Origin of the sequence: Hyunsoonleella aestuarii, assembly GCF_006148925.1 — a bacterium.
Lineage (GTDB): Bacteria > Bacteroidota > Bacteroidia > Flavobacteriales > Flavobacteriaceae > Algibacter_D > Algibacter_D aestuarii.
In genome coordinates this window covers 115,516-127,500 of record NZ_VAWB01000001.1, presented here as the reverse complement: position 1 = coordinate 127,500, position 11,985 = coordinate 115,516, and the positions used below count along the sequence as shown (strand labels likewise).

General features: G+C 34.5%; 8 protein-coding genes and 2 rRNA genes (1 of these 10 only partly in view). 3 read left to right on the top strand and 7 right to left on the bottom strand.

Going from position 1 to position 11,985, the window contains the following annotated elements; translation table 11 throughout:
• Positions 1–1,559, top strand: a 23S ribosomal RNA gene (locus FEF17_RS00635); it begins 1,264 nt to the left of the window's first position.
• 139 nt (positions 1,560–1,698) lie between these two features.
• A 5S ribosomal RNA gene (rrf, locus tag FEF17_RS00630) occupies positions 1,699–1,806 on the top strand.
• 47 nt (positions 1,807–1,853) lie between these two features.
• On the opposite strand, the gene FEF17_RS14245 is transcribed toward rrf, so the two are convergent.
• The 7 genes from FEF17_RS14245 to FEF17_RS00595 form a co-directional block, all read right to left on the bottom strand.
• Positions 1,854–2,798 (bottom strand): hypothetical protein, encoded by a 945-nt coding sequence (locus FEF17_RS14245; protein ID WP_170180951.1) that lies wholly within the window; start codon positions 2,796–2,798, stop codon positions 1,854–1,856.
• Positions 2,799–2,809: 11 nt separating this feature from the next.
• Positions 2,810–3,778 carry a hypothetical protein gene (locus FEF17_RS00615; RefSeq protein WP_139000433.1) on the bottom strand — a complete coding sequence of 323 codons (969 nt, stop codon included), beginning with the start codon at positions 3,776–3,778 and terminating at the stop codon, positions 2,810–2,812.
• 2 nt (positions 3,779–3,780) lie between these two features.
• On the bottom strand, positions 3,781–5,103 hold the full coding sequence (locus FEF17_RS00610; protein ID WP_139000432.1) for a T9SS type A sorting domain-containing protein: 1,323 nt from the start codon (positions 5,101–5,103) through the stop codon (positions 3,781–3,783).
• Positions 5,104–5,145: 42 nt separating this feature from the next.
• Positions 5,146–6,051 carry a DUF4412 domain-containing protein gene (locus FEF17_RS00605; RefSeq protein WP_139000431.1) on the bottom strand — a complete coding sequence of 302 codons (906 nt, stop codon included), beginning with the start codon at positions 6,049–6,051 and terminating at the stop codon, positions 5,146–5,148.
• 12 nt (positions 6,052–6,063) lie between these two features.
• Entirely contained in the window at positions 6,064–6,897 is an 834-nt protein-coding gene (locus FEF17_RS00600) for a hypothetical protein (RefSeq protein ID WP_139000430.1), read from the bottom strand.
• 207 nt (positions 6,898–7,104) lie between these two features.
• Positions 7,105–7,257, bottom strand: coding sequence for a hypothetical protein (locus tag FEF17_RS14240; RefSeq protein WP_170180950.1), 153 nt, complete (start codon positions 7,255–7,257; stop codon positions 7,105–7,107).
• Between the two features lie 103 nt (positions 7,258–7,360).
• Positions 7,361–11,347, bottom strand: coding sequence for a hybrid sensor histidine kinase/response regulator transcription factor (locus tag FEF17_RS00595; protein WP_139000429.1), 3,987 nt, complete (start codon positions 11,345–11,347; stop codon positions 7,361–7,363).
• A gap of 136 nt (positions 11,348–11,483) precedes the next feature.
• Between FEF17_RS00595 and FEF17_RS00590 the strand changes: the two genes are divergently transcribed.
• The gene (locus FEF17_RS00590) at positions 11,484–11,984 is read left to right on the top strand and encodes a DinB family protein (RefSeq protein ID WP_139000428.1); all 501 of its coding nucleotides are present in this window, start codon (positions 11,484–11,486) and stop codon (positions 11,982–11,984) included.
• The last annotated feature ends 1 nt before the right edge of the window (position 11,985 follow it).

The window sequence follows — 11,985 nt, the reverse complement described above, 5'->3', positions numbered from 1 at the left end:
AAGAAAATGTAGGCATAAGTAACGATAATGCGGGCGAGAAACCCGCACTCCGAAAGACTAAGGTTTCCTCAGCTATGCTAATCAGCTGAGGGTTAGTCGGGACCTAACGCGAACCCGAAAGGGGTAGTGGATGGACAACAGGTTAATATTCCTGTACCCGCTCTCAATAAAAGTGACGGAGGCGTATATTTGGTGCGTGCTGACGGAATAGCACGTTGAAGCGAGTGGTAACACCGCGATAGTACACTAAGGCTTCGGCTGCGGTGATAATCCAGAGAAGCGACTTCCAAGAAAAGCGAGAGAAGCGGCCCGTACCCTAAACCGACACAGGTAGTTGGGATGAGAATTCTAAGGAGCTCGAGAGATTCATGGCTAAGGAATTAGGCAAAATAGACTCGTAACTTCGGGAGAAGAGTCGCCACCCTTCGGGGTGGCCGCAGTGAAAAGGTCCAGGCGACTGTTTATCAAAAACACAGGGCTATGCTAAAACGAAAGTTGATGTATATGGCCTGACACCTGCCCGGTGCTGGAAGGTTAAGTGGAGGGTTTAGCTTCGGCGAAGATCTCAAATGAAGCCCCAGTAAACGGCGGCCGTAACTATAACGGTCCTAAGGTAGCGAAATTCCTTGTCGGGTAAGTTCCGACCTGCACGAATGGTGCAACGATCTGGACACTGTCTCAGCCATGAGCTCGGTGAAATTGTAGTATCGGTGAAGATGCCGATTACCCGCTGTGGGACGAAAAGACCCCGTGCACCTTTACTATAGCTTAGTATTGGTTTTGGATAAGTAATGTGTAGGATAGGTGGGAGACTTTGAAGCGGCGTCGCCAGGCGTTGTGGAGTCATTGTTGAAATACCACCCTTTGCTTATCTAGAGTCTAACTCACTTATGTGAGGACAGTGCTTGGTGGGTAGTTTGACTGGGGTGGTCGCCTCCAAAAGAGTAACGGAGGCTTCTAAAGGTTCCCTCAGCACGCTTGGTAACCGTGCGTAGAGTGCAATGGCATAAGGGAGCTTGACTGAGAGACCTACAAGTCGATCAGGTACGAAAGTAGAGCATAGTGATCCGGTGGTTCCGCATGGAAGGGCCATCGCTCAAAGGATAAAAGGTACGCCGGGGATAACAGGCTGATCTCCCCCAAGAGCTCACATCGACGGGGGGGTTTGGCACCTCGATGTCGGCTCGTCACATCCTGGGGCTGGAGAAGGTCCCAAGGGTTGGGCTGTTCGCCCATTAAAGTGGCACGCGAGCTGGGTTCAGAACGTCGTGAGACAGTTCGGTCTCTATCTACAGTGGGCGTTAGAAATTTGAGTGGATCTGACTCTAGTACGAGAGGACCGAGTTGGACAAACCTCTGGTGTATCAGTTGTCGCGCCAGCGGCATTGCTGAGTAGCTACGTTTGGAAGGGATAAGCGCTGAAAGCATATAAGCGCGAAACCCACCACAAGATGAGATTTCTTTAAAGGGTCGTGGAAGATTACCACGTTGATAGGCTATAGGTGTAAAGGCAGTAATGTCATAGCCGAGTAGTACTAATAACCCATAGGCTTATTGTACGCCTGTTTTTTTATAAGAGTACAACACATTATTATTACAAACCATGTTCTTTATTCAATATGTTAAGATATTTGTTTATCCAAAGCGGATAAACGCTGTATGCTAAAGGCTAAATGCCAATAGTAAACAGCTATAACTTAAGGTGGTTATAGCGATGGGGCTCACCTCTTACCATTCCGAACAGAGAAGTTAAGCCCATTAGCGCCGATGGTACTACATTTGTGGAAGAGTAGGTCGTCGCCTTTTTTGAATCCCGATTCTTTTATTAGAATCGGGATTTTTTTTGTTTACTATTATTTTGAAACGACAAAGGTCTTTAACATGCCTTTTTCTTTTGAATTAGGGATTTCAGAAATTAAGGCATAGTTTCCTGGCTTAAGTTTTGCTTTAAAGTAACCTGTACTTCCTGCTTGAGTGTCATTAACGCCACCAAGAAAGGTTAAACCTTTTGGTTCGGGAGATCTAAAAGCTTTTAAATCGGCTGCATTAATCCAAGCGCTTAATGTATCTATTTGGCTAAAGTCTTCTAGCCTAACCAAATTCACATCATGACCTAGCATAGTTTTATATTTAATCTGGTCTTTAAAATGAACACTAAAAATGTGTTTACCGGACGTAACTGAATCTTTTAAAACAATACCTTCTGTAGAAGAAATAGAAAGATTAATAGTCGATTCAGGTTTTGTTATTGTACTTTTTTCTTCGGTTACTACGACTTCTTTTAACATGCCATAGTATACGTGTGCCATGCCATTTGGCATTCTTATATAACACTCCATGGCATAGATTCCGGGTTCTAGATAAATTGTTGATTCGCCAATTGTATTAGAACTAACTAACCCAACACCTCCTGATTCTTCTAGCTTTGAAAACCACGCAGGAATGTTTTCGAATTCTTTTAAGCCATCTTCAACTTTTCCTTCCAGTAATAGTTCAGTGGCTTTTTTAAAAGGAGGTATTAATTCATTTTTATAATTATCTATTCTAATTCCTGCAGGTAATTTTTCTAGAATAAAAAAATGTACTTCATGAGATTTGTTATGATACCTAAAGGTATTCCATCCATAAGGTATAGAATCGACCATTTGAAATTCCATACCTTCGGTTATAACATCAATAACTTGATTGTTACTAGTTTTAGCATTAAGACTTTCCAGATTCGATTTGCTATCTGACTTACAATTCAAAAATAGAATTGCAAGAAAAACTAGTGGTAGTAAATTAATATATTTATTCATTAAATATTATTTTATTCTACAGTAAAAGTTTTGAACATACCTTTCGCTTTACTATTGGGAACTTCAGAAATGAAAGCATATTTGCCCGATGTAAACGTTGCTTTAAAATAACCAGTACTTCCTGCCGGAGAATCGTTAACTCCTCCAAGAAAAGTAACCCCATTTGGCACCGGTGTTTTCAAACCAAAGGGCGTAGACCAATTCATCCAAGCTTCGAGTTTTTCCAAATTGGCATCATCTGATAGCTTAACCAGATTTACATCGTGGCCAATGAAATGTTCATGTGGGCTTTGATCTGTAAAATGCACAGAGAATATATGTTCACCTTTATTTATGTCTCCTGAAAACTTGATTCCTTCTTCTTTGGAGATGTTTAATTTTATATCTGCAGCAGGAGGCGAATTACCACTATCTTTTTCAGTAACAATTAGAGGTTTTGCCATTCCCATGGAAGTGTGCCATTTACCATTTGGCATTTTCACATAGCATTCCATGATGTAATATCCTGGATCTAATTTTATGGTAGTTATCGAGGTGTTCTTAGGTCCAATAAGCCCAGAGCCACCTGAAAAAACAATTTGACCGAACCATTCTGGCAATTCTCCAAAAGCAGCAAAACCTTCTTCATTGTTTCCTTGATTTATTAAATCCATACCCTTATCAAAAGGCGGAAGAACTTCATTCTTCATATCTCTAATTGTTTTTCCTTCAGGATATTTATCCATTAAGAAAAAGTGAGTTTCGTTAGAAAGGTTGTAGTATTTAAAAGTGTTCCAACCAGAAGGAATGGTATCTGGGCAGATAAACTCCATACTTCGTGTTGTGACTTCTATGTAGTCTGACTCTATTTTTTTTGTAGTTTCACTTGTTAGTTGTGAATTGTTGTTTTCTTTTTTTTCTGATTTACAGTTAAAAACGGATGAAAATACTACAAGAATTAATATAAATGGAGTAATCTTTAAAGTGCTAAATGTTTTCATTTTTAATTTTTAATTATTTTATAAACTTCATTTCCTTTAATTGTTCTTAATTTTAGAGTATATATGCCATTGTTCCGATCGTTTAATTGGATTATGTGCGAGATTTGCCCTGGTTTCAATATAGTTGTATGTATTAATTGACCTTTAATACTATAAATTTCTAATGTGGTATTTTGATTTATTGGGTTTTTGAACTTCAAATTGATGATATCTTTAGTAGGATTTGGATGTGGTAGGGAACTTATTAGGCTATTAAAAGTTACACTAAAGGTAGCTCCTTCCTCAAAATACTTAATTGTTTGAGTGGATAGACCGAAAATACCACCTGTAAAAAAGTCTACTGCTTTTTTTGTTATTGTCTCTTTATTCGTTTCGTATACATATGCAGACTCACTCCAATCAACCCAATCTGGTCCATTTTCTAAACCATCATCCCAAATTTGTGTAAATGACTTTTCAATTTTTCCATCTGGATAGTAACTTAGCAAAGTTTGTTGTACATTTTCATCGCACATGTTATTTTGACAATTCAAGACTAATTTGGTTAGCTTTGGATTAGTATTATTTCTTGTGTAGTTTATTCTTGTTGTAATATTCCAGGCTCCATTCCAATCAAAAACTTCTTCTTTCTCTAAAAGACCATTGTTATAATAGGCCTTATACCTAGATTCATTCAACCAGCTTCCATTATCCCATATTTGATTAATTTGTTCATCAATTAAGCCATTCGATAAGATTGTTTCGTTACGCTCAAATAGAACTAAATTAGTAGACATACTAAAAAAGTCTATTTTTTCTATTACCTCTATCCATCCACTTGAGTTAGTAGTAGTTGTTATCCTCTCTCGTATTACCCAATTATTATTTTCATAATTATAGTCTCTGAAGATAGTGGTCGTTTCGTCAACATATTCATATTCTTCTAAATCTTGATTAACCCAATCGTTACCATTAGGTGATTGAGATAAGCGTGTTAAAATTCTATCGTTTAAATCGTAAGTAAAGCTAAGTTTCCTGTCATTCATCCAATTACCTTCATCATTAAACTGCTCTATGTCTTCAATTTTTAAATTTTGTGAATTATAATCTTTTAAAAACCTAAAATCGTCTATTAGGCCGGTGCCAGTTTCAAATACTCTATTTAGTAGTAAGGTTTCTTTGGTACCTTCATTACCATATGTATACGTTTCTTCATCATCGAGTTCCCAGCGCATTTCTGCTGTTAAATAGGCATAATTTTCTACTTTAGATATTCTTGTGACTGTTTGGGTATAGATAATGGAATTCACAAATAAAGTAAAGAAAATGAGGAATAGATTTTTCATATTTAGGTCGAGAGTTAGGTTAATATTGATTTTAAAATCTTACTAAAAAGACATTACTTGATAATCACGTAGTTTTAGAATATTTGGAGATTCTGTTAAGCTTTGTGCTGTCATAGTAAAACTTTCTTTGGACTTCTTTTTGTGGGTTGCGTTCATTTCCATTAGCAAAGATTCTTCGGCTAATACCTGTATTAAAGCTGGGTCGAAGCCCTTGGGTGTACTTTTATTATTGGTCATGGCGAATATTGAACTAAAATTTATGGGAGCATCTAAAGTGTAATATAATGTAGCCGTATATTGAGGGTCTTCTACTTGTATACCAAAACACTCATATCCTAAAATAGTCTTTGTGCCTATTTCTTTATAACCCATATTTTGGGTCTTTTTATCGGCCTTAGGGTTCGGCATTTTGGTTACCTGTGCCATTTTTTGCCCGTTGCCCTCCATAAACATGATAGTCTTTTTTATTTTAGAGTCCATTACCATTTTAACATCGCCATACGCTTTAGTTTCTTCCATAGACATTTCCATTCCGAAATAATCCTTTGTTTCGGTATTGATGAGATAGTTCATATCAATCTCATCATTTTTGCCTGTCACTATTTTCATTTCAAACTCCCAATTAAAATTATAAGCACTAGGCATATTTGATGTATCTGCGCTACCAGGAGACATAGGATTCATACCAGGTGCTCCAGGGCTATTTTCCGATGATGGTGATTGTGAACCAGAGGTTTGGACTTTAGGTTCGTCGTCTTCGTTTTTACCATCGGTTACGTCATCAATGGTTTTTTCTGTCTTTTCGGTTACAACTTGTTCAGTTTTTTTTAAAACTGCTCTTTCAGCCGCTTGTTCGGATTTCTTTTTCAATTTTTTTAAAAATTGAGCTTCAGCATTAAAGGTTAAACCAAAAGCGAAAAGGGCGTATAAGATATATTTTGCTTTCATGATTAATTAATTTTAGTTTTTCTGCTTGTCTGCTTTATTGTGTTTCCATGGTTCTAAGCCTTTTTCTAATGGAATTATTTTACCTAATGGACCAGGTACTAATGATTGCTCAACAGAATCTGGCAGTTTTACATCTACTGGATTGTAACTGAAAATAAATTTCCCAGTCTGATTTTTATTATTGTTTGAAGCTTGATTATTGGGTGCATTAATATAAAACTCTCTAAGCCTGTCTTCTTTATCGAAAACAATATAGCTTCCATTGTAATCTTTATCGTTGTAACTATACTTAATACACATGCCTCCATTATAATTTACCTCTGTTTTTATGTAAAAGTCATTGTTATCGAAATGTTCTGGTTTATAAATAAATGACAACTCCATAACATAGAAACTTATAGAAATATCTAATTTAGAAAGTGCTTCAAAGGCTTGTAAGTATGGATTTTGTGGAAGTTTGTAAAATTGGGGAATCATTCCTGCCATCATGAATCCCATGGAGCTAGGAGGTAGTATAGACATGCTTTCGTATTGGTTGTCTTCAATATTAAAAGCATAAAATTTCCCTTCGCGATCATGATAAATTGGTTTCGGATTTACTTTCGAGTCTGTTCGCATAGCTATGGTTTCTTTATCGAAGTATGAAGTTTGAACGAGATTGCCATTTTCGTTGTACAAAGACATTACCACATCCATAGTGAAGAAATCTTCTGGCGAATTGATTTCTAATGCTTCAAAATCATCGTCTTCGGTTTTTAAATTTGGGTCGTATGACGAATTATCATAAGTGACATTTTCACTTGTTTTTATACCTTTTTCTTTGGCCCGCTGTTTTAGCTTGTCCATAAGTTGTGCATTGGAGTATTCTATATTACAGAGAATGAGGAATATTAATAGAAGCTTTAGTTGCATAACCTTATGAGTTAAATTAAACGTAATACGTTAAGCTGCTATTAATGGATTTAGAGAAGGATGCTATGTTTAGATAAAAAAGGGAATAACTACTTTAGTTAAATTTCATTATTCCCATTTTTCTCCCGATTAATAGCATCTTTATAGTTTTTCTTTATCGAAAAAGATAGACTTTACAATTTTGTTCTTTAAGGTAATCCTTAAATTATACCGTCCTTTTTTTAAGTGGTCGATACTGAGATAAATTATATTCTTTTTACCATTTTCTTTTTCTAAAACATTTTCATGTGTCATTTTTAAATGGTATTAAGAATTGATTGTGATGTAAAAGTATGTGGAGAATATCTAAACGGATATCAGATATGTAACAAATAATAGAAGATATGTAACAAAACGGTTAATCCTTTGCTATATAAGCGTTGGGCGTGTTGTTATAGGCTTCTTTAAAACATTTAATAAAGTAGGAAACTGTATTAAATCCAACTTGGTAAGCCACTTCTGAAACTGTTAAATCGGATTCCTGAAGTAAGTTTATTGACATTTTTAATCGTTGTGATCTTATAAATTGTGATGTAGACAGACCTGTTAATGCCATTAGTTTTCTATGTAATTGCATTCTACTCATCCCTATTAATTCACTAAAAGATTGGGCATTAAAATTGGGTTCAGACAAATGTTTATCAAAAATAGTTTCAACCTCTGCGAGAAAAGCTTCGTCTAGGTTAGTAACAGCAATATCTTTTGGTTTTAAACTACTATGTTGTGTATATCGCTTTTGAAGGGACTTACTGAAGTTGATTAAATTTTCAACGCGCTTCACTAAAATTTTTGAGTTGAAGGGCTTGGAGATAAAGTCGTCTGCACCTACTTCTAAACCTTTCAATTCATTACTTTCACCTGTTTTTGCAGTTAGTAAAATCACTGGTACGTGACTCGTAAGCGTATCATTTTTAAGCGTGTTGCACAACTCAATACCATCCATTTCCGGCATCATAATATCACTAATAATGAGGTCTGGAACTTTATTTAAAGCTTTTTTCAGACCTTTTTTGCCATTTATGGCTAACAGTACTTTGTATTTTTCTTTTAGAATTGATTTAATATATTGACGCAATTGAAGGTTGTCTTCTACTACAAGAACTATAGGTTTATCTGAATTTAGATTTATCTCCTCTTCTTCTTCAGCAATCTGTTGGGTGTTATTGGCGTAAGTTTCTTTAGTTACTATTTGTGGTTGTTCAATTATTTCTTGTTCTTTAAATGCTTCTTTAGAAATTGGAAGAGTAACAGTAAACTGAAGTTCATCGTCGTTAATGGTATTGGCAATAAGGCTTCCGTTGGTTAAAGTGACAAGTTCCTTTACAAGAGCTAAGCCTATGCCTACACCATCTGCGTTGGAGTTTACTTGGTAAAATCGGGTAAACAGGTTATTAATTTCTTCTGATTTGATGGTATTTCCATTGTTAACAATTGTTATTACTATGTGGGTGTCTTGTAAATTTGTATTAAAGTTTATAAACCCTTTTTCAGGTGTGTATTTTACAGCATTGGCGAGGAGGTTAACTACTATTTTTTCGATTATATCCCTATCGAACCAAACATTGTCAATATTATCAACCTTCACTTTAAACTTTAATTCCTTTTCTTTTATTTGATATTTGAATGCACTAATTAACTGGTGAATTAAATTGGATAAATTACCCTGTTCGACTTGAAGTTTTAAATGGCCTGTTTCTAATTTACTTAAGTCGATTAATTGGTCGACTAAATTAAGAAGGCGTTTCGCGTTTTGGCTTATCAAGGCTAAATCTTCCTTGTTTTCATTCGATAGTTTTTCTTCGGCTAATTGACGCTCTGCAGGTCCAAGAATAAGAGTGAGTGGTGTTCTAAATTCATGAGAAATATTTGTGAATAGTTTGGATTTAAATTCGTCTAAACTTTTAAGTCGTTCTGTTTCGGCATGTTCCAGTTTTAATTTTGTATTTATGTACCATCGCCATTTGAAGTATCTGTAAACAAAAAATACAGTAAGAATGCCTAAAACCACATAGATTATTCTTGCTATTCCCGTGTTATACCAAGCTTTTTTTATGGTGAAGGAAAGTTCTACGGGAGATTCATTCCAAACACCATCATAGTTGCTAGAGATAACTTTAAATGTGTAGTCACCAGGACTTAAATTGCTGTAATTAGCGGTATTGTCATTGCCAGATGAAACCCAGTCATTATCATGGTTTACAAGTTGATATTTATAATTATTAAGATCAGGTTGAGAAAAATGTAGTCCAGAAAAACTAATGCTTATGGTGTTTTGGTCATGATTAAAAACCTTTCCTTCTTCTAGAGGAATTGAACTGTTGAATAATTGTAATTCATTAATAACGGTTCGTGGTTTTTCCTGATTTAAGGTTAATTGCTCTGGTTTAAACCAATTGATGCCATCGAGACCACCAAAATAAATATTGTCGTTATGATCTTTGAAATAAGCTCCAGTATTAAACTCAAACGCTTGTAATCCATCATATTGATCATAATTTGTCAAAGTTGGATTAGAATTTGTTTCTTTAAACATAGTTATGCCTCTATTGGAGCTCAACCATAAGTTATCGTTTTCATCTGGTATAATACCATAGATAACATTATTTGGAAGACCATTATCGGTAGTGTAAACTTTAATTTCAAGCGTATTAGTATTAAACTTTTTTAGACCATTACCATTGGTGCCAACCCATAAAAATTCAGTTTCATGATTATAGTAAAGCGATTTTATTTTGTCTGGGATATCCACAATTCTATTTACTTTTTCTGTTTCAGTATTTAGAACACATAAACCTTTATCTTCAGTACCTATCCAGATGATTCCATTTTTGCCTTCGATAATAGCTCTTATGTTGTTACTAGTTATAGTTGAATTATCATAAGTATCATGAAGGTATCTGCGAGTTATTCCTTCTGTTTTACTAAATCTTAAAAGTCCCTTTCCTCCCGTTCCAAGCCAAATATTACTATTGGAATCTTCACAAATGCTCCATACAGGTGTGGATTGTAATTCTTCTTCTGCCTTTTTATTAAAAGAAATAGGTATTTCTTTTCTATTTAAAATATCTAAGCCTTTGTCTTGATAACCAACCCAAAGTTCATTATTAATATGCTTAAGACTCATTATTCTATTAGACTTCAAATTTGAGTTTTCGGTGTTTAGGGTATTAAAGATGCTATTTTGGTAGTCTATTCTCGTAAGCCCCTTACCTGATGTTCCCACCCAAATAGAATTATTTATAGGGTTTACACTTATTGCTCTGGCAACATCTACATAGACGTTTCTGGGTAATTGGTCGTTGGTAAGGACATTAAATTTTAAAAGATGTTCGTCGTAATAACTTAAGCCACCACCATCTGAACCCACCCAGATATTTCCGGTAAAATCTTCAAATAGGGATAAGTTGTCATTATAATGAAGTGCATAAGGGTTATTACCTTGAACCAAAAAATTTTCAATAATTTTATTTTCAAAATTAATAACGTAAACACCTCTGCCGTAAGTTGCTATCCAAAGGCGGTTATATTTATCAATTAGTGTTGCTTCAATGTTTAAATTATCTGGAATTGGGTAGTTTTTAAAACCAGTAAATTTAGAGAAAGTGCTATCTTTTAGATTTAATAAAAAGAGTCCATGGCTGTATGTACCTACTGCAATAGTTTCATCTGGTAATTTGGCAAGTGTACTATAGTTAATATTCGTTTCTCTTTCTAAAACGATTTTTTTATACCCGAAGTCATCCTTGGAAATGTTTAAAATCACATTGGAACCAGAAATTATTATTTCATTTTCAAGTTCTAGAAAATCATATATAGTTTGAGTACGGTCTTCTTTCTTTAGTAGTTGCGTTGTGTCTTTTGTTTTAGAATTAATTAAAAAGAGCCCATGATTATAAGTGCCTACGTAATAATTAAAATTAGTGTCTTGATACAAATTAGAAACATCAGAGGTATTTTTTACATGTAAAAAATTATCAGTTTTCGAATTGTATTTCTCTAATAAGCCAGAATTAGTAACAATCCACATCGTGTTTGTTTTGTCAATATAAATCTTTCCTAATTTGCTGTAAGTAAGTTTCGTTACATCCTCAAATTGTTTGTTGTAATATTTAAAAGATTTTCCGTCATACTTATTTAAACCATCTTGAGTTGCGAACCACAGATACCCGATACTATCTTGAGCGATACTGACAACACTATTTTGAGACAAACCTTGTTCAACTGTAAGGTTATGAAAAGCAATTTGCTTTTCAGGAGGTGCAATTCGAGATATGTATCCCTTATCTATTTGCGCGGAAAGGGTAATTGTCGTTAAGACAAATATTATGAAGTGAATAGTCTTCAAATTAAAAATATGGTTAATAGCTAATTGTAAAGTTAATAAACTAAAAATAAGTTTGAAATATAAATGCAGTTGTAAGGCTTAATAAGATTTAAGACTAAAGTAGGGTTGATTTAAATTATTTGTTATATTTAATTCCATGAATGTAATTATCCAATCTACCTTAAAAACACTTCAAAAATCTCAATATTTATTAAATAGCTTGTCCGATGAGCAGTTATGTGATGCTTCAGTATCTCCCTATTACTCTAGTATTGGTACTCATATACGCCATATTCTAGATTTTTATAATTGCATTTTTAATGTTTCCTCTGAAAATAAAATAGATTTAACAGCAAGAAGTAGAAATAGGGATGTAGAGTCTCAATGCGATTGTGCTAAAGATTATCTTGAAGGTATTATATTGAAATTGAAGACTTCAACAATTAATTCTAATCAACTATTTTTAGTTACAGATGATTTGGGATTGGGAAAAACAGAAATTCCTTATACTTATGGGGCGTTATTGGCTCAGGCAAACAGCCATACTATACATCATTACGCCATAATAAATTATATTTTTGATAGATTGGGGATTACACTTAACGATTCTAGTTTTGGTTATAATCCAACAACACCAAAGGAAATTGTTCGTAGATAAG

What these genes read in the sequence shown, in the direction of transcription:
- FEF17_RS14245 (WP_170180951.1), bottom strand. Translation starts at nt 2,798, where the DNA reads ATGAATAAATATATTAATTTACTACCACTAGTTTTTCTTGCAATTCTA.
- FEF17_RS00615 (WP_139000433.1), bottom strand. Translation starts at nt 3,778, where the DNA reads ATGAAAACATTTAGCACTTTAAAGATTACTCCATTTATATTAATTCTT.
- FEF17_RS00610 (WP_139000432.1), bottom strand. Translation starts at nt 5,103, where the DNA reads ATGAAAAATCTATTCCTCATTTTCTTTACTTTATTTGTGAATTCCATT.
- FEF17_RS00605 (WP_139000431.1), bottom strand. Translation starts at nt 6,051, where the DNA reads ATGAAAGCAAAATATATCTTATACGCCCTTTTCGCTTTTGGTTTAACC.
- FEF17_RS00600 (WP_139000430.1), bottom strand. Translation starts at nt 6,897, where the DNA reads ATGGACAAGCTAAAACAGCGGGCCAAAGAAAAAGGTATAAAAACAAGT.
- FEF17_RS14240 (WP_170180950.1), bottom strand. Translation starts at nt 7,257, where the DNA reads ATGACACATGAAAATGTTTTAGAAAAAGAAAATGGTAAAAAGAATATA.
- FEF17_RS00590 (WP_139000428.1), top strand. Translation starts at nt 11,484, where the DNA reads ATGAATGTAATTATCCAATCTACCTTAAAAACACTTCAAAAATCTCAA.